The sequence below is a fragment of the Povalibacter sp. genome (genome assembly GCF_036735925.1).
In the GTDB taxonomy this organism is placed as follows: Bacteria; Pseudomonadota; Gammaproteobacteria; order Steroidobacterales; family Steroidobacteraceae; genus Steroidobacter.
The window spans coordinates 27,667-45,638 of sequence record NZ_DAINNK010000004.1 but is presented as its reverse complement, the minus strand read 5'-3'; the positions used below and the strand labels follow the sequence as shown (position 1 = coordinate 45,638).

General features: G+C 65.6%; 17 protein-coding genes. 13 read left to right on the top strand and 4 right to left on the bottom strand.

The annotated features are described in order from the left end of the window. Positions 1 to 52: 52 nt before the first annotated feature. The gene (glpD, locus tag V7D81_RS02415) at positions 53 to 1,549 is read right to left on the bottom strand and encodes a glycerol-3-phosphate dehydrogenase (protein ID WP_324314226.1); all 1,497 of its coding nucleotides are present in this window, start codon (positions 1,547 to 1,549) and stop codon (positions 53 to 55) included. Between the two features lie 104 nt (positions 1,550 to 1,653). Between glpD and V7D81_RS02410 the strand changes: the two genes are divergently transcribed. From V7D81_RS02410 to V7D81_RS02400, 3 genes are read left to right on the top strand one after another with little or no spacing between them, the layout of a single operon-like run. Next, on the top strand, positions 1,654 to 2,040 hold the full coding sequence (locus V7D81_RS02410; protein ID WP_324314225.1) for an RNA-binding S4 domain-containing protein: 387 nt from the start codon (positions 1,654 to 1,656) through the stop codon (positions 2,038 to 2,040). A 19-nt stretch (positions 2,041 to 2,059) separates the two neighbouring features. After that, positions 2,060 to 2,566: a (2Fe-2S)-binding protein gene (locus V7D81_RS02405; protein ID WP_349257596.1), complete on the top strand. Its 507-nt coding sequence runs from the start codon at positions 2,060 to 2,062 to the stop codon at positions 2,564 to 2,566. After that, positions 2,559 to 4,766 (top strand): xanthine dehydrogenase family protein molybdopterin-binding subunit, encoded by a 2,208-nt coding sequence (locus tag V7D81_RS02400; protein ID WP_324314222.1) that lies wholly within the window; start codon positions 2,559 to 2,561, stop codon positions 4,764 to 4,766. Before V7D81_RS02405 ends, V7D81_RS02400 begins: the two co-directional genes overlap by 8 nt. A 190-nt stretch (positions 4,767 to 4,956) precedes the next feature. Here the strand turns inward: V7D81_RS02400 and V7D81_RS02395 are convergent, their stop codons facing one another. Then, a complete protein-coding gene (locus V7D81_RS02395; protein ID WP_324314221.1) occupies positions 4,957 to 6,036 on the bottom strand; it encodes an XdhC family protein in 1,080 nt (359 codons plus the stop codon). A 142-nt stretch (positions 6,037 to 6,178) separates the two neighbouring features. Between V7D81_RS02395 and V7D81_RS02390 the strand changes: the two genes are divergently transcribed. From V7D81_RS02390 to V7D81_RS02370, 5 genes are all read left to right on the top strand, one after another. Next, complete coding sequence (locus V7D81_RS02390; protein ID WP_324314220.1) at positions 6,179 to 6,610, top strand: hypothetical protein; 432 nt, start codon at positions 6,179 to 6,181, stop codon at positions 6,608 to 6,610. 248 nt (positions 6,611 to 6,858) lie between these two features. Continuing rightward, positions 6,859 to 7,953 (top strand): phosphotransferase, encoded by a 1,095-nt coding sequence (locus V7D81_RS02385; RefSeq protein WP_324314219.1) that lies wholly within the window; start codon positions 6,859 to 6,861, stop codon positions 7,951 to 7,953. A 27-nt stretch (positions 7,954 to 7,980) separates the two neighbouring features. Continuing rightward, positions 7,981 to 9,189: an acyl-CoA dehydrogenase family protein gene (locus V7D81_RS02380; protein ID WP_324314218.1), complete on the top strand. Its 1,209-nt coding sequence runs from the start codon at positions 7,981 to 7,983 to the stop codon at positions 9,187 to 9,189. 113 nt (positions 9,190 to 9,302) lie between these two features. Further along, positions 9,303 to 10,442, top strand: a complete 1,140-nt coding sequence (locus V7D81_RS02375; protein WP_324314217.1) for an acyl-CoA dehydrogenase family protein — start codon at positions 9,303 to 9,305, stop codon at positions 10,440 to 10,442. 216 nt (positions 10,443 to 10,658) lie between these two features. Then, positions 10,659 to 10,955: a hypothetical protein gene (locus tag V7D81_RS02370; protein WP_324314216.1), complete on the top strand. Its 297-nt coding sequence runs from the start codon at positions 10,659 to 10,661 to the stop codon at positions 10,953 to 10,955. Positions 10,956 to 11,016: 61 nt separating this feature from the next. On the opposite strand, the gene V7D81_RS02365 is transcribed toward V7D81_RS02370, so the two are convergent. Beyond that, the gene (locus V7D81_RS02365) at positions 11,017 to 11,823 is read right to left on the bottom strand and encodes an MOSC domain-containing protein (protein ID WP_324314215.1); all 807 of its coding nucleotides are present in this window, start codon (positions 11,821 to 11,823) and stop codon (positions 11,017 to 11,019) included. 136 nt (positions 11,824 to 11,959) lie between these two features. Here V7D81_RS02365 and V7D81_RS02360 point away from each other — a divergent pair, with 136 nt between their 5' ends. Genes V7D81_RS02360 through V7D81_RS02345 form a run of 4 tightly spaced genes read left to right on the top strand, consistent with a single transcriptional unit; the run spans position 11,960 to position 15,412 of the window. Continuing rightward, positions 11,960 to 12,733: a queuosine precursor transporter gene (locus tag V7D81_RS02360; RefSeq protein ID WP_324314214.1), complete on the top strand. Its 774-nt coding sequence runs from the start codon at positions 11,960 to 11,962 to the stop codon at positions 12,731 to 12,733. Continuing rightward, on the top strand, positions 12,730 to 13,968 hold the full coding sequence (locus V7D81_RS02355) for a flavin monoamine oxidase family protein (RefSeq protein ID WP_324314212.1): 1,239 nt from the start codon (positions 12,730 to 12,732) through the stop codon (positions 13,966 to 13,968). The genes V7D81_RS02360 and V7D81_RS02355 overlap by 4 nt, the downstream gene beginning before the upstream one ends. Continuing rightward, complete coding sequence (locus V7D81_RS02350; RefSeq protein WP_324314210.1) at positions 13,969 to 14,712, top strand: sulfite exporter TauE/SafE family protein; 744 nt, start codon at positions 13,969 to 13,971, stop codon at positions 14,710 to 14,712. A 13-nt stretch (positions 14,713 to 14,725) separates the two neighbouring features. Further along, positions 14,726 to 15,412: a VIT1/CCC1 transporter family protein gene (locus V7D81_RS02345; RefSeq protein ID WP_324314209.1), complete on the top strand. Its 687-nt coding sequence runs from the start codon at positions 14,726 to 14,728 to the stop codon at positions 15,410 to 15,412. 3 nt (positions 15,413 to 15,415) lie between these two features. On the opposite strand, the gene V7D81_RS02340 is transcribed toward V7D81_RS02345, so the two are convergent. After that, positions 15,416 to 16,531 carry a DUF3187 family protein gene (locus V7D81_RS02340; RefSeq protein ID WP_324314207.1) on the bottom strand — a complete coding sequence of 372 codons (1,116 nt, stop codon included), beginning with the start codon at positions 16,529 to 16,531 and terminating at the stop codon, positions 15,416 to 15,418. A 141-nt stretch (positions 16,532 to 16,672) separates the two neighbouring features. Between V7D81_RS02340 and V7D81_RS02335 the strand changes: the two genes are divergently transcribed. Next, positions 16,673 to 17,779 carry a potassium channel family protein gene (locus V7D81_RS02335; RefSeq protein ID WP_324314205.1) on the top strand — a complete coding sequence of 369 codons (1,107 nt, stop codon included), beginning with the start codon at positions 16,673 to 16,675 and terminating at the stop codon, positions 17,777 to 17,779. Positions 17,780 to 17,972 lie beyond the last annotated feature (193 nt).

The following is a 17,972-nucleotide window of genomic DNA, read 5'->3' as shown; positions in this document are numbered from 1 at the left end:
TCCGCCCTCCCTCCTCCGCGCAGCGGGGGAGGGTCGGGGCGGGGTGTCGCTCCTACGCGCCCGCCTGCATGAGGCGGGCGAATTCCGATCGTTCCTCCGCCGTCATGTGCAGGCCGAGCTTCGACCGGCGCCACAGCACGTCCTCGCCGCTGCGCGCCCATTCGTGCGCGCGCAGGTAGTCGACTTCGGCGCGCGTCAGTCCCGCACCGAAATGCGTCCCCAGATCTTCCAGCGTCTTCGCGCCGCCGATGATCTGGCTGATGCGTGTTCCATAGGATCGCGCCAGCCGCAATGCCACCGCTGCGGGCAGGAACGGCCAGCGACGTTGCACGCCTTCGAGGAAAGCCGAGAAATCGCCGCGCGGCAGATCGCCGCCGGGTAGTTGCGCCTGGTCGGTCCAGCCCTGTTTCGAGCCGCCCAGAAACGGATGCAGTTTCTGCAGGGCCGCTTCGGCGAGGCGTCGATAGGTCGTGATCTTGCCGCCGAACACGGACAGCAGCGCCGGCTGGCCGGGTCCCGCGGTGAGTTCCAGCTTGTAGTCGCGGGTGACCTTCGAAACATTCGTCGACTCGTCGTCGCTCAGCGGGCGCACGCCCGCATAGGTCCATCTCACGTCCGACGGCGAGATGCTGCGCACGAAGTATTCGTTCACCGTCTCGCACAGATAACGGACTTCGTCGTCGGAAATGGTCGCGTCCGCGGGATTGCCTTCGTAAGGTACGTCGGTGGTGCCGACCAGCGTGAACTCCTGCTGATAGGGAATCGTGAACACGACGCGACCGTCGGGATGCTGCAGCAGAAACGCGTGCTCGCCCTCGTACATGCGCGGCACGACGATATGACTGCCCTTGACCAGCCGGATCTGCGTTTCGTTCGCACTGCGCGGTACGTGGCGCAGAACGTCTTCGACCCACGGACCGGCCGCGTTCACGATCGTGCGAGCCAGCAGCGTCGATTGTTCGCCGCTCGCGGTGTCTTCGACTCGCGCCCGCCAGCGTCCGTCCTGCACGGACGCGCCGACGAAACGGGTATGCGTACGGATGACCGTGCCGCGCTGTGCCGCGTCCATCGCGTTCAGGATCACCAGGCGGCTGTCGTCGACCCAGCAATCCGAATACGTGAAGCCGTGCGTGAGCTGCGGCTGCAGCGTGCCGGCCCACGGGCCGTGCGCAAGACTCACGCCGTGCGATGCCGGCAGGCGGTGCCGGCCGCCGATGTGATCGTAGAGAAACAGGCCGCAGCGGATCTGCCAGCGCGGCCGCAGTCCCGTCACGTGCGGCAGCACGAACTGCATCGGCTGGATGATGTGCGGCGCGATGGCCAGCAGCCGCTCGCGCTCGATCAGCGCTTCGCGCACCAGGCGGAACTCGAACAGTTCGAGATAACGCAGTCCGCCGTGAATCAGCTTGGTGCTGGCGGAAGAAGTCGCCGAGGCGAGATCGCCCTGTTCGACGAGCGCGACCTTGTGCCCGCGTCCTGCCGCATCGCGGGCGATGCCCGCGCCATTGATGCCGCCGCCGATGATCAGCAGATCGAAAGAGTCGTTCATTGTGGAGGCGAATGCTGCATGGTTTTGCGTCCGCTGGGCAGGGGGGAAATCGTGCCGACTGCTGCGGGCGTGACGCGACTCACGCCCGGAGGTACGCTGCCTGCATGGCAGCAGATGTCACGAGTTCCGGACTGCGCATCGACAAGTGGTTGTGGTGTGCACGTTTCTTCAAGAGCCGCGCGCTGGCCACCGACGCCGTGGCGGGTGGACTCGTGCACGTCAACGGCGAGCGCATCAAGCCTTCACGGCTCGTGCACGTCGGCGATCGCCTGCTCATCACGCGCGATGAACAGCGCTTCGAACTGATCGTGCAGGCCATACCCGTGCGCCGCGGGCCGGCGCCCGAGGCCCGCCTGCACTACATCGAGACCGACGCAAGCATCGCCGCTCGCGAGGCGCGCAAGGCCTTCGCGAAGCTGGCGGCGCCTGCGCCCGCACAGCGGCCCGACAAGCACGGCAGGCGCGCCTTGCGCGACCTGCGCCGCGGCTGAAGGAGATTGCATCGTGGAAATCATCCTGACGGTCAATGGCGAGTCGCGCGTCGTCGACGTCGATGCCGACACGCCGCTCTTGTGGGTGCTGCGCGAATCGCTGCGGCTCACGGGCACCAAGTTCGGCTGCGGTATCGCGGCCTGCGGCGCATGCACCGTGCACATCAACGGCACCGCGGCGCGCTCGTGTTCGATTCCGGCGGCGGCCGTGCAGGGGCAGGCCATCACCACGATCGAAGCGCTCGGCCATTCCGGCCAGCGGCATGCGCTCCAGGAAGCGTGGATCGAACACCAGGTGCCGCAATGCGGCTATTGCCAGTCGGGCATGCTGATGGCGGCAGCCTCGCTGCTCGCGAAGACACCGCGACCGACCGATCAGGACATCGACACGGAGATCACCAATCTCTGTCGCTGCGGCACCTATGAACGCATCCGTCGCGCCATTCATGCCGCAGCGCTGAAGCTGTCCAGCGGCGATGTCGAGGCGAACGACAGCGCACAGCCCGCGCAGGTGCGTCATGGGTAAGTGGACGCGTCGCGCCGTGCTCGCCACCGGCGGCCTCGTCGGCGGCGGGCTGGTGCTGGGATTCAGCGGCATTGCGTTCGCGCCGAATCGCATCGGCATCCGCCCGGAGGACGAGAAGGACGCCGCCCGCCTCACGACGTGGCTCAGGATCGCGCCCGACGACACCATCACCGTGATCGTGCCCCACTGCGAGATGGGGCAGGGCGTGCATACGTCGTTGCCGATGATGCTGGCCGAGGAGCTCGATGCCGACTGGGACAACGTGCGCGTCGAAGAAGCGCCCGCGGAACTGCTCTACGCGAACGGCTATCTGGTGCGCGCGTTCGTGCCCGCGGTGGCCGACGTGCCGAAGTTCATGGAGCGCTTCATCGACTGGGGCACCTACCGGCTGACGCGCATGCTGGATCTGCAGGTGACCGGCGGCAGCAGTTCGGTGCGCGGCACCGGCTTTCTCGGCATGCGCGTCGCCGGCGGTGCAGCGCGCGCGATGCTCATCGAGGCGGCGGCGCAGCGCTGGCAGGTGCCGGCGAGCGAATGCGATGCGAAGCGCTCGCAGGTGGTTCATGCGGGATCGGGTCGCAGCGCGACCTTCGGCGAACTCGCCGCGGAGGCGGCGAAGCTCGAACCGCCGGTGCATCCGCGGCTGAAGTCGTACAAGGAGTATTCCCTCGTCGGCAAGCCGGTTCCGCGGCTCGACATTCCATCGAAAGTGGACGGCAGCGCGCAGTACGCCATCGACGTCGATGTTCCCGGAATGCTGTACGCGACGATTGCCGCGGCGCCGGTGTTCGGTGCGCGGCTCGGCGCGGTGGATGCGGCAGCGGTCAGCGCGCAACCGGGCATTCGCAAGGTCGTGCAGCTGGACGACGCAGTGGCCGTCGTCGCTGACAGCTACTGGCGCGCCCTGAAGGCGGTACGCAGTCTCATTCCCTCATTCACCGCGACCGACAACGATGCGCAGACCAGCGAGACTCTCGCGGCGACGACGGCCAGGGCGCTCGAAGCCGGCGAGGCGGAGAAAGTGTTTTCGAGCGACGATGCCACCGCCGCGCTCGGCGGCGCCGGCAAGGCGATCGAGGCGGAGTACGCCGTGCCGTATCTTGCCCACGCCTCGATGGAGCCGATGAACGCGACCGCGCGCATCGCGGCGGATCGCTGCGAAGTGTGGGTCGGCGTGCAGGATCCGCTGGCGGCGCGCAAGGTCGCAGCCAAGGCCGCCGGCATGAATGCGGACGACGTCGTCATTCACACGCATCCGCTCGGTGGTGGTTTCGGCCGCCGTCTGCCGGGCGCCCATGACTTCATCGATCAGGCGGTGCGCATCGCCAGGGCGATGGCGCCGGCGCCGGTCAAGCTGATCTGGAGTCGCGAAGAAGACATCCAGCACGACTACTACCGGCCCGCAGTCATCGGTCGCTACAAGGGCGCCATCGATTCCAGCGGCAGACCGAGCGTGTGGATCTCGCGCTTCAACGACGTCGCGGGCGCCGCTGCGCACGTGCCCTATGCCGTGCCGAATCAGGACATCCGCTCAGTGAAGGTCGCAAGTCACGTCCGTACGGGATCGTGGCGCTCGGTCGAGTTCTCGCAGCACGGCTTCTTCACCGAATCGTTCATCGATGAACTCGCGCACGCGGCCGGCAAGGATCCGTTCGAGTTCCGTCGCGACCTGCTCGAACATGCGCCGCGGCACCGCGCCGTACTGGAGAAAGCGGCGTGGATCGCCGGCTGGGGCGCAGAACCTGCACCCGGCCGCGCACGCGGCATCGCGCTGGTGGAGAGCTTCGGCACCATCGTTGCCGAAGTCGCGGAGGTCGAACTCGTCGACGATCGCATCAAGGTCCACAACGTCTGGGCTGCGGTCGACTGCGGCTACGTCGTCAATCCGGATACGGCGCTCGCGCAGATCGAAGGCGGCATCGTCTTCGGCCTGTCGGCCGCGCTGTTCAGCGAGATCACGGTGCGCAACGGTCGCGTGACTCAGTCGAACTTCAACGACTATCCGCTGCCGAAGCTCGCCGACGCACCGCGCGTCAAGGTCGAGTTCATTCACTCCGACGCCGCGCTCGGCGGCCTGGGCGAGCCTGGGGTGCCGCCGATCGCGCCCGCCGTTGCCAATGCGGTGTTCGCGTTGACGGGGAAGCGGTTGCGGTCGTTGCCGTTGAGGGTGGGGGATTCGGAGGCCGCAAAGACCGCATAAAAGAATTTCTAAAAAGTTAAGGGTGTGCTGGCGTAATGCGTCCCTTCCTCCGCGCAGCGGGGGAAGGACAGGATGGGGGGCTTGAGAAAGGGAGCGCTGTCGTGCGCCCCCACCCCAACCCTCCCCCGCTACGCGGAGGAGGGGGCAGGACACGCAAACGACCTCTCTACCAGAATCCCTTCGATTTCTTTTATGCGGTCTTTTGCGGCTCTCTCGTAATTCCGCTCCCGGCCGTACTGAACGACCGCCCCGGACGATTCGCCAGCACCGCCTGAATCTCCGCCACGATGGCGAGCGCAATGCTCTCCGGCGTCTTCGCGCCGATGTCGAGTCCGATCGGACCATAGAGGCGATTGCCGAAGCGTGTCGCGCGCTCGCCGATGTCGTTCATCAGTCGCACGCGGCGCGGTGCGGGACCGAGCAGGCCGATGTAGGGAATGGCACTGTCGGCGAGTGCCGCGAGATAGGCCTCGTCCGAGGTGAGGTGATGGCTCATCACCACGGCCGCATCGAAACGCGTACCGTCGAGGAAGCCGGACAATGTCGCAGCCGGTCGCAGTTCGACGCTGCGCGCGCGCGGGAAGCGGTCGACGATGGCGTAGGCAGGGCGATGATCCAGCACGGTGATGTGCCAGCCCATCAGGCCGGCGATCTCCACCAGCGGCATGGCATCGGGGCCGGCGCCGAGGATCAGCAGTTTCGGCGGCAGCTCGACGGGGACGATGAGGAACTCGATGTCGTCCGCGTTCACTGTCGCTGCGCTGCCGGCCGAAGCAATCGCCGTTTGCACGGCAGCCGGCAAGGCGCCGGGTTCGTCGCTGCGAAAGGCAGCGCCCAGGGCGAATCGCGGATTCGTGCTCGCGGTCACGAGCGCAATGCTGCCGGCAATGTGCCGGTTGCGGCAGCGATCGACGAATGCATAGGGCTCGTAGTCATTGGCTGCGTTCAGGCGCGTCAGCAGGATGCGCATCGCACCTTCGCAGCCGAGACCGATGCCCCAGATCAGATCGTCGGAACTGCGCGTGTCGTATTCGGCGATCGAAGCGTTGCCGGTTTCCAGCACCTTGCGCGAGCGTTCGACGAGATCCGCTTCGAGACAGCCGCCGCTCAGCAGTCCCGCGGCGCTGGCGTCCTGCGCAATCAGCATCTGTGCGCCGGCCTTGCGATACGTCGAGCCGATGGTGTGGATGATGGTGGCGAGCACCAGCGGCTCGCCGCGCTCGCGATGCAGGCGAAAGAATTCCCCCAGCGAGACAGGTCGATGGTTCATGCAGACATGCTGGCACGAGGCGCCGGCTGCGCGCCAGATTCAGCGAATCCCGCAAGCGGGGCGGATTCACGGGCCGCATTCAGTGGTTGTTAAACTGCCGCCGTCCAGCATCACGCCGTCCTTTCACCGGAGATTCCGACACATGCGCAGACTGCTTTCCGCAATGGCCTTCGCCGTTCTTCTGAGCGTGCCCGTTGCCTCCTTCGCTGCTGCGAACGTCAGCTGCAGCATGACCTTCAACATGAAGGGCTGGTCGGCGATCTACAAAACCTACAGCGGCACGGGTACGGTGAAATGCTCGAATGGCCAGACCGCCCGCGTGAAACTGTCCGCCAAGGGCGGCGGATTGACGGTCGGCAAATCGGAAATCGAGAACGGCCGGGGCGAATTCTCCGGCGTGAAGGGAATCGAGGAGGTCTTCGGTTCGTATGCCCAGGCCGAAGCGCATGCCGGCGCGGTGAAGTCTTCCAGGGCGAGCGTCATGACCAAGGGCGAGGTGTCGCTGGCATTGAGCGGCACCGGCCGCGGCTGGGACCTGGGCATCGCCTTCGGCAAGCTGACGATTTCGCGCTAGCTTCCTGTGGGGCCGGCTTCAGCCGGCCTTTCCGAGTCAGGCTAAAGCCTGACCTACAGTCGGAGCCGGACACCGCGTCAGTTCTGCGTTGCAGCGCGCGTCGCGCCACGTTTCTTTTCCCCGGCCAATCGCGTCGCGAATACAATGCGGGCTCGCCCGGCGAGATCCCGATGCATGGACAGTCGGGACGAAACAAACTGGAAGAGTTCAGCGCGCGGAGCTGCAGCCTGCGGCTTCGGGGGATTGCGATGGCAGACGCATCACAGAATCTTGCATCGTCCGGCGCGACGACCGGCAGCGGCTCCGACGTCATCGTCATCGACGTACTGCCGCAGCATCGCTTCGACGAAGCTGCCCTGTGGCGTTATCTCGAAACGCATCTCGACGATTTTTCCGGGCCGGCCCGGCTGCGGCAATTCCAGGGCGGGCAGTCGAACCCGACGTTCCTGATCGAAACCGCCTCGCGCAAGTACGTCCTGCGCAAGAAGCCGCCCGGCAAGCTGCTGCCGTCGGCGCACCTGGTCGAACGCGAGTACCGCATCCTCAGGGCGCTGCCGTCCGATCAGGTGCCCGTGCCGCGCGCGCGGGTGCTGTGCGAGGACACGTCCATCATCGGCACGGCGTTCTACGTGATGGATCACATCGAAGGTCGCGTGATCACGGGCGTCACGCTGCCGCAACTGACGCCGCCGGAGCGTCGCGCGGTCTATGCGGACTTCGCGCGCGTTGCCGCAGCGCTGCACGGCGTCGACTACCAGGCCTGCGGCCTCGCGGACTTCGGCAAGCCCGAAGGCTACGTGGCGCGCCAGCTCGATCGCTGGAGCAGGCAGTACGTCGCTTCGAAGACCGACGAAAATCCCGACATGGACAAGCTCATCGCATGGCTGGCCGCGAATCCGCCGTCGCGCGATGAGACCGCCATCGCCCATGGCGACTTCCGCATCGGCAACACCATCATTCATCCGACCGAGCCGCGCATCATCGCCTTGCTCGACTGGGAACTCGCCACGCTCGGTCATCCGCTCGCCGATCTGGCCTATGCCTGCATGTACTACCACATGCCGGCGGGCAGCGACGTCGGCGCTGGCCTCGCGGGGCTCGATCTGCAGGCGCTCGGCATTCCCGGCGAAGAGGAATTCCTCGCGATCTACCAGCGGCATTCCGGCCGCCAGCAGATTCCCGACTGGCGCTTCTTCCTCGCCTTCTCCTATTTCCGGATGGCCGCCATCACGCAGGGCGTGTATGCGCGTGCCCTGCAGGGAAACGCCGCCGATCAGCGTGCGATCGGCTATGGCGAGGCCGCGAAAGTATTCGCGGGCATCGGCCGCTCACTGACTCATTGAAACAACCAGGCTCAGCGCAGGTACCTCATGTCTGCCCAACCCGAAACTCCGCGCGGTTCGCTCGACGACTTCCGTCGCGAGACCCGTCAATGGCTCGAAGCCAACTGTCCGCCCGACATGCGTCTGCCCGTCGTCGATGAAAGCGACGTCTGCTGGGGCGGCCGCCATGTGAAATTCAAGAACGAAGCGCAGCGCGTGTGGCTGCAGCGCATGGCCGAGCGCGGCTGGACCGTGCCGGAATGGCCGAAGGCCTATGGCGGCGGCGGCCTCGGCAAGGAAGAAGCGAAAGTGCTGCGCGAGGAGATGGCGGCGCTCAATTGCCGTGCACCACTGACGTCGTTCGGCATTTCGATGCTCGGCCCCGCGCTGCTGAAATACGGCAACGAAGCCCAGAAGCGCGAACACATTCCGAAGATCGTGCGCGGCGAGATCCGCTGGTGCCAGGGCTATTCCGAGCCGGGCGCCGGTTCGGATCTCGCGTCGCTCAAGACGCGCGCCGACGACCAGGGCGATCACTTCCTCATCAATGGTTCGAAGATCTGGACCAGTTACGGCGACAAGGCCGACTGGATCTTCTGCCTGGTGCGCACCAACTTCGAAGGCAAGAAGCATGATGGCATCAGCTTCCTGCTGTTCGACATGGCGAGCTCCGGGATTTCGACCCGTCCGATCCGTCTCATTTCCGGCTACTCGCCGTTCACCCAGACCTTCTTCGACAACGTGAAGGTGCCGAAGGAAAACCTGCTCGGCGAACTCAACAAGGGCTGGACGATCGCGAAGTACCTGCTTACCCATGAGCGCAACATGATCGGCGGCATGGGGCTGGGACTGCGCATCGGCGGCAAGGGCACGCTGGGTCAGCTGGCGGCGGGCGAACTCGGACTGGCCGGCGGCCGTCTCGCCGATCCGGTGCTGCGCGCCGACATCGCGAAGTTCGAGCTCGATGCCAATGCCTTCGCACTCACCATGGAACGCGTGCAGGCCGAGGCGAAGGCCGGCAACGAAACGGGCGCGATGTCGTCGATGCTCAAGTACTACGGTACGGAGCTCAACAAGCGCCGCGCCGAACTCATGATGTCGATCGCCGGCACCGAAGGTCTGAAGTTCGGCGATGGCGGCGCCGAAGAACTCGCGCCGGTCTGGCTGCGCACCAAGGCCAATTCGATCGAGGGCGGCACGTCCGAGGTCCAGCTCAACATCATTGCGAAGCATGTGTTGAAGCTGCCGGGGGCGTGATGTGGGGCCGGCTTTAGCCGGCCTGAAAACAGTCAGGCTGAAGCCTGACCTACAGGAAGACGGAAGTCTGACCTGCAAATTGCAAGTGAATCGAAAGACTCTGAGGTTTTCGCATGTCTCTCGTACTCAATGAAGACCAGCTCATGTTCCGCGATGCCGCGAAGCGCTTCGCCGCGGAGCGCGCGCCGATTGCCGAACTGCGCCGGCTGCGCGATTCGAATGACGCCACCGGATTCGACCGTGCCGTCTGGAAGGAAATGGCGGAGATGGGCTGGGCCGGCGTGCTGGTGCCGGAAGAACATGGCGGCGTCGGTTTCGGCCACGTCGGTGCGGGACTGATTGCGCAGGAAATCGGGCGCAATCTCAGCGCGACGCCGTTCGTCTCCACGGCCGTGCTCGGCGTGACCGCCTTGCTGAAGGGCGGCAGCGACGCACAGAAGCAGGCGCTGCTGCCGAAGATGGCGGCCGGCGAAGTCGTGCTGGCGCTGGCGAGCGACGAGCGCAGTCGTCACTCGCCGTACAACGTCGCCACGCGTGCGGTCGGCAGCGCGGGCAAGTACAAGCTCAGCGGTGCCAAGGTTCACGTACTCGACGGTCACGTCGCGGACAGGCTGATCGTGTCGGCGCGTACGTCAGGCGATGTCGATGGGCGCGACGGCATGACGTTGTTCCTCGTGGATCCGAAAGCCGCAGGTGTCAGCATCCGACGCGTCAGCATCGTCGACAGCCGCAATGCGGCCACGGTGGAACTGCGCGACGTCGCGGTGACATCGGACGACGTCATCGGCGCCGTCGACAAGGGCGCGGCGATCCTCGACGCCGTTCTCGATGCGGGTCGCGCCGTGCTCGCGGCCGAACTGCTGGGACTGTCGGAAGAGGCGTTCGAACGCACGCTCGGCTATCTGCGCGAGCGCGACCAGTTCGGCGTGAAGATCGGTACCTTCCAGGGCCTGCAGCATCGCGCGGCGCATCTGTTCTGCGAGATCGAACTGGTGCGATCGACCGTGCTGCGCGCCCTGCAGTCGCTGGATGCGCAGGAGAAGCACGCGTCGAGCCTGATCTGTCTGGCGAAGGGCAAGGCCAGCGACGTGGCGCGACTGGCGACCAACGAAGCGGTGCAGATGCACGGCGGCATCGGCATGACGGATGAGTTCGACATCGGCTTCTTCATGAAGCGCGCATGCGCCGCTGGCGAAACTTTCGGCGACGCGTACTTCCACACCGATCGCTTCGCGCAGCTGTCCGGTTACTGACGGGTTACGGACGTCGTCCGCGACGTCCTACATCGCGGCGCGGAACAATCGTTGCGCGCCGCTCATTGTCCTCCTCGATTGCGTGCAATCCGCGCGTGAAAAAACCTGTTCGTCTCCAGCGAGACCGCTGCTGCGTCACCCGTGATGTGATGCGGTTGGCAGCCGGTCGCGGGACGATTCAGTACCGTTGATCGAACAGAGCGAGGCGATCCGATTATGACAATCGAGCGCGAGTCGACCTTCGAGATCGGAATCGAGGGACCGGATTCAGACGCCACCGTGAAGATGCCTCGTCCCGCCGTTCCCGCGGTCAATCCCGAAGACGAGGACGTCGATCCCGAAAGCACGCTGGTGCGTGAGGACTGGGAAAGCACCGTCATCCGTCGCGTCGCGCCGCATGTCGTCGCCGTGCAGAGCCAGGTGGCAGAAGAGTCGGATGGCGAGGCCCGCTTCGGCTGGGAGAGTGAAGGCCTGCGCCGCCTGGCGCATGAAGTGCGCAAGTCGGGGAACTGAAGCTTCTTACTGTGGGGCCGGCTTCAGCCGGCCTTCCAAAGACGTCAGGCTGAAGCCTGACCTACAGAAGAAGTGATTGTCCGACGCGCAGCTCGCGTCCGGCGCCCGCCAGCAGGATGGCGTTCTGTCCGAACAGCACCCCGCGCAGCTCCTTGCTCATGCGATAGGTCCGCAAGGTACGCAGCGGTTCGTCGCCTTCGCGCTCCGCAGTGGCCTGATTGGTCGTCGTGATGATGCAGCGGGTGCAGGGCTTCACCCGACGCAGGGTGATGCCGCCTTCCACTCGCAGTTCATCGGCCCGATCCTCGGCGTACGCGTCGACACCATCGATGACGATGTTCGGGCGGAACCGGTTCATCGGCAGCGGGGCGGTCAGGCGCGCGTTCAGATCGTCCAGCGAGGCCTGCGAGATCACCAGGAAGGGGAAGGCATCCGAGAATTGCGCCAGTGCTTCGACGCCGTTCGTCCACTCCGCGCTGGCCGGACGTTTGTGTGCTGGATCGAAGCGCACCAGTCGATGCGGCGCACCGAGATGCGTCGCGAGCCATTGCGATGCGTCCTCGCCCATGTCGAACGCGGCGCAGCGATCCTGCCAGCAGGTCACGTCGACCGATGCGCCGCTCGCGTCCACGGGGATCCGCAGCGTGCCGGCCTGTGCCGAGGTCAGTGTCAGCGCGCCGTCGGCGAGGGCGGTTTCGATCAGCGCCAGTCGCGGTTCTTCGCGCTGGGTCACGAAGCGCCCGTTCGGCCGCACGATCAGCCACTGCCGATCGTATTCCAGGCCGGTCAGCGCAACGCGGCTGCGCTGCAACGGGATGCCCTTGCAGGACTTGACCGGATAGATGTTGAGCGCGGTGATCGTGGCCATGCGGCGAGTCTAGCGGCTCGACGTGCATGGCGCAGGTTCATGCCGTGCTGCGCGGGAGGACATCGAATGGCGCGTTTGGGCCGGCGTGGACGGCTCATGCATACTGCCGGCCGTTCTGGCGACTCTGTCCGGTCGAATGAATACGAATCCTCTGGGCTCCCGTGCCACTCGTCTGTTCGTCGTGCTGTCCGCCTTCCTGGCGGTGAATGCGCTGTGTGCCGAATTCGTCGGCGTGAAAATCTTCGCGCTGGAGCCGACGCTGGGGCTGGACCCGCTCAACTGGAATCTTTTCGGTCAAAGCGGCTCCCTGTCCTTCACCAGCGGCGTGCTGCTGTGGCCGTTCGTCTTCCTGATGACCGACATCATCAACGAATACTTCGGCCGGCGCGGCGTGCAGTTCATTTCGTGGCTCACGGTCGGGCTGATCGTCTATGGATTCATCGCCGCCTACCTGAGCATCTCGCTCGTGCCCGCGGAGTTCTGGATTCGCGTCAATCAGGAGCGCGGCGTGCCGGACATGCAGGCGGCCTTCAGCAACATCTTCGGCCAGGGCATGTGGACCATCGCCGGATCGGTGACGGCCTTCCTGATCGGCCAGCTGATCGACGTGAGCGTGTTTCATCGCATCCGCATTCTCACGGGCGAACGCTGGATCTGGCTGCGCGCCACCGGTTCGACGCTGGTTTCGCAGCTCATCGACAGTTTCATCGTGCTGTACATCGCTTTCGTGCTCGGGCCGCAGCAGTGGCCGATCCCGCTGTTCATGGCGGTGGCCACGGTGAACTATGCGTACAAGGTCCTGATGGCCTTTGCGCTGATTCCTTTCATCTATCTCACGCGCCGCGCGATTCACGCCTACATGGGCGAGGAGACGGCGCACGAAATGCAGAAGCAGGCCAGTACGGTGTGAGCGACGCGGACGTCATCGTCGTCGGCGCGGGTGCCGCGGGCATTGCAGCGGCGCGGTGGTTGACGGCTGCGCGCCGGTCGGTGCGGGTACTGGAGGCACGCGATCGGGTCGGCGGTCGTGCATGGACGAACGCGAGTGCGCTCGGTGTTCCTGTCGACATGGGCGCCGCCTGGCTGCACTCGGCGGATCGCAATCCCTGGACGGACTACGCGCGCCAGCACGGCTTCGTCATCGACGAACGGCTGCCGCAATGGGGCACGCATCTCGGTGCCGCAAAGCTGTCCGGGGCGCAGCGCATCGAATACGGACAGGCGATCGGCCGCTTCGAAGACATCCTGCGCGAGGCGGCGGCACGCGGCCGGGACGTCGCCATTGCCGATCTGCTGCCGCAGGACCGCTATCGCGGCCGCTTCGACAGCATCGTCACGTTCCTGACCGGCGCGGAAAGCACGCGCATGTCGAATCTGGATTACATGAACTATGCCGACGCGGACACGGGCATCGACTGGTCGGTGAAAGGCGGTCTCGGGAAGCTGATCGCTCACGCCGCCGCCGGGCTGGACGTGCATCTGAATACGCCGGTACGCGGCATCGATGCGAGCGGCGCGCGCATTCGAGTGTCCACCGATGCAGGCATGCTCGACGCCGGCGCGGTCATCGTCACGGTGCCGACCGCCGTGCTTGCGTCCGGAGGCATCCGGTTCACGCCGCGACTGCCGCCGCCCTTCGCGGATGCGCTCGCGGCAATCCCGATGGGCGCGAATGGCAAGGTGTTCTGGCGCATGGCGCCGGGAACGCTGCCTTTCACCGCGCCCACCACCTTCATGTCGCCGCGCGAAGGCTCGGGAGTCGCCAGCTACCAGGCGTGGGCAGGCGGAGAGGAAGTGCTGCAGGCATTCTTCGGCGGCGATCTGGCGCGCGAACTCGAACAGTCGGGCGAAGCCGAACGGTTCGCGCGCGAAGAGCTGGCGCAGATCTTCGGCTCGGCATTTCCTCGCCATGTTCAGGACAGCCTCGTCACCGGCTGGATCGACGATCCGTGGGCGCTGGGATCGTATTCCCATGCACTGCCGGGACAGGCCCATCGACGCCTGCAGCTGAGCGAGCCGCTGCATGGACGGATCTTTCTCGCGGGCGAAGCCTGTTCGGTTGATGCGGCCGGTACGTTGCATGGCGCATTCGACAGCGGCATCCGCGCGGCCGGGCAGGCCCTGGCCGTGCTCGGCACACCGTAGATGGACATCGGCGATCCGCTGTTGATGGCCGTGGCGGCGCTCGCGGCATTGCTGGTGGGACTGTCGAAAGGCGGGCTCAGCATGCTCGGCACGCTCGCCGTGCCGGTTCTCGCACTGATGATTTCACCGGTGACCGCGGCGGCGCTGCTGCTGCCGATCTTCGTCGTCAGCGACCTGTTCGGACTGTGGTCGTATCGCCGCGAGTTCGACGTGCGCAATCTGCGGATCCTCATCGCTTCGGGCATCGTCGGCATCGCCATCGGCTGGGCGACGGCCTCGATCATCAGCGAACGCTGGGTCGGGCTGATCATCGGCTGCATCGGCGTGCTGTTCTGTCTGAATGCCTGGCGGCAACGGAATGCCGTGCCGACGCCGAGACCTGCCGACGTGCCGCGCGGACTGTTCTGGGGCACGCTGACCGGCTTCAGCAGTTTCGTGTCGCACTCCGGCGGACCGACCTACCAGGTGTATGTATTGCCGCAGCAGTTGCCCAAGGCGGTCTACGCGGGCACGACCACGATCGTGTTCGCTGCCATCAATGCCGTGAAGCTGCTGCCGTACTGGGCGCTCGGCCAGTTCACGCCGGCCAATCTGCGCGCCGCCGCGTGGCTGATGCCGGTGGCCGTTGCCGGCACCTTCATCGGCGTGCGGCTCGTGCGCATCCTGCCGCAGAAGACCTACTTCGGTTTCGTACAGATCGTTCTGTTCATCGTGTCGGCGAAGCTCATCTGGGATGTCGTCTGAAGGAAGTCATCGCATGGGTCACCACGTGCATTTCTCGAATCGCGCTTCCTGGCTGCGTGCCGCGGTGCTCGGCGCCAACGACGGCATCCTCTCGACTGCGGGCCTGCTGGTCGGTGTCGCCTCGGCCGAGGCGTCGGCCGAACAGCTGCTGGTGGCGGGCATTGCCGGTCTCGCCGCGGGCGCGCTGTCGATGGGCGCGGGGGAATACGTCTCCGTCAGTTCGCAGGCCGACGTCGAACGCGCGGATCTGGAAATCGAAAAGCGCCAGCTCGCGACGCATGCCGACTACGAGCAGCGCGAACTCGCCGCCATCTACGTGAAACGCGGTCTCGAACCGGCGCTGGCCATGGAAGTGTCGAAGCAGCTCACCCGTCACGATGCGCTGGCGGCGCATGCGCGCGATGAACTGGGATTCACGCCGCACTCCCGGCCGCGGCCGGTGCAGGCGGCGCTCGCGTCCGCAGCGTCATTCACCGCGGGCGCGTTGCTGCCGCTGCTCGTCAGCGTGATGGCGCCGCAGGGGTCGCCCGAAGTGGCAATCGGGCTGGCGTCGCTCGGGTCGCTCGCGATTCTCGGCGCCCTGGCGGCAAGGGTCGGCGGCGCTTCGCCGCTGCGCGGCGCCGCCCGCGTCACCTTCTGGGGCGCCTTCGCGATGCTCGTGACGAGTCTGCTCGGCCGGCTCGTCGGCGCCGCGCTCTGATCGTTACGGGCGCGGCTTGCGCTGGGGTATCCAGGCCAGTCCCAGCTGCAGCCCCACATCGGGCGTGTTGTTGATGTTCTGCACGTTCTCGGTGATGCCGAACGACAGCAGCACCTGGTTCCAGCGATGGCGGAAGCCGATCGTGTATTGATATTTCTCGCCGGTCAGTTCGTCGAGATCGGTCTGTTCGTCCGTATAGACGCTGCGGCTGACGTACCCCTGCAGGTTGAAGCTGGTGTTCTGCGTGAAGGCATATTCCCAGCCGAACACGAGCGTCGGAATCACGCGCGATCCCTGCCGCACCGGAAACTCCGCGCCCGCGTAGTAGACGCCCGCCACATTGAGATACAGCGCGTTGCGATTGAAGAACCGCTGCAGGGAAGCCTGCAGGCCGACGTCCGTCTTGCCCGTGGACAGCAGCGTGCGTTCGCCGCCGACCGGAACCTTCACTGCGCCTTCGAGCGAGAACGCCCATTTTTCCGGCATGTCGAAACCCGTGTAGCGGATACCGAACGTCGGGTCGGTGAGGCCGCCATCGGTCGGCGAGCCGAGGCTCGTCAGCTGCGCGCCCTTCAGGTCGTAGATCAGGCGCACGTCGTTCTTGGTCAGCGCCGGCCGGCCGAACGTGCTGAATCCCAGCGCCTTGTGGAAACTCTCGATCGTGCCGTCGAGGAAGCCGCCGTTGTAGCTGACGGCGCTGATGATCGCGTAGCCCGTCCAGTGCTGGTCGAATTTGTAGTGGAAGGTCAGATCGAAGTTGGCGGATTCCAGATCGAGCAGGTAGTTCTCGCCCGGCAGCGCCTGGATGGCCGCGATTTCATCGGGGCCGATGCGGCGCCGGCCCGTGGGCTCCAGCGCGGTGAGGTATTTCTCGACCTCCGGACTCAATGACCAGGTGTTCTGGTAGCCGAGTTCGGTTTCGATGGCCCAGCTGCCGGGCTCGATCGACACCGCGTACGCCGGGCGCATGTCCAGACGCAGGAAGCCGAAGGTGGTGAGATCGCGCGAACGCAGCAGGCCGTAGAACGGATACCTGGTCTCATCGGCGTGGACCACCGATCCGGCGAGCGCGGCGATGAGGGCGACGGTCGCAATCGCGGTGGCGCGAACGATACTCACAAGGAACCTCCCGATTTTCTGTTTGCGAGTGTGATATGCCGCGGCATTCTGGCATATGCGTCATTTGCCTGAATTGTTCCCGCGTGCGTACTTTTACGTGACGAACTGGCTGGCCGGTCGGCGATTGCTCACAATGCCGCCATGAGCAAACTGCCGGAACACGGGGAAGAGCGCACGCCGTCGCCGATCTACCGCTCGCTCGACCGGCCGATGCAGCAGGACGCACGGCGGCTGTTCGTCGGCGGCCAGGCCAGCGTGCGCCGCACGCTGATGGCGCGGGCACTGCTGATCCTGGTCATGTATGGCGTGGTGATCACGGCGTTCTGGCTGGATCGCGAAGGATTGCGCGATCATCTCGACGGTCACGTGTCATTCGTCGACGTGGTGTATTTCTCGGCCGTCACCATGACCACCGTCGGCTACGGCGACATCGTGCCCGTGACCGAGCGGGCCCGCATCATCGACAGCGTGCTCGTCACTCCGATGCGATTGCTCGCCTGGCTCGTCTTCATCGGGACGGCGTACCAGCTCGTCCTGCAACGTCTGATCGAGGATTTCCGGATGCGCAGAATGCAGGCGAAGCTCGAAGACCACGTCATCGTGTGCGGCTTCGGACATTCCGGAGCGTGCGCCGCCAACGAACTCGTGGTGCGCGGCATGGACAGGAAACAGATACTGATCGTCGACCTGAATCGCGAAGTGCTGGAAGCGGCGGCCGAGCAGGGCTTCATCGGCATCCTCGGCAACGCGACGCACGAGGGGACGTTGCAGGAGGCGATGCTGGCGTCGGCGCGGGCGCTGTTCGTGTGTACCAATCGCGACGATACCAACGTGCTGGTGGTGCTCACCGCCCGCAGTCTCGCGCCGACCGTCCGCATCATCGCGCGCGTCGAAGAAGCCGAGAACGAGAAGCTGCTGCGCCAGAGCGGTGCGGACGCGACGATCCTGCCGTCACGGGTCGGCGGCATCCTGATGGCCGGCTCGCTGGATACGACCGTGCTGGCCAACTACGTGATGGATCTGATCAGTGCGACCGGCCGCATCGTACTGGTCGAGCGCGAGGTGAAACCGGCGGAGATCGGCCAGCTGCCGGGCGATCTCGATGTGCTGGCAGTCGCCGTGGTGCGGGACGGCCGCGAGCTGCAGATCAGCGAGCCGGATTCCCGTCTGCGGCCGCAGGACAAACTGCTGGTGATCCGGCAGTCCGGAGCGCGTGCCGCGTCCTCAGATTCCCCGTCCGGCTTGTAGGTCAGGCTTCAGCCTGACAGCTCCCGGGCCGGCTTCAGCCCAATGGCACTGCATTAAGCGCCAAAGGATTGAGATGAGATCGAATCGAGCGTCCCTTCCTCCGCGTAGCGGGGGAAGGACAGGATGGGGGTGTCGAGTCAAGCAGCGCAGTTTGCGTTGATGCCCCCACCCTAACCCTCCCCCGCTTCGCGGA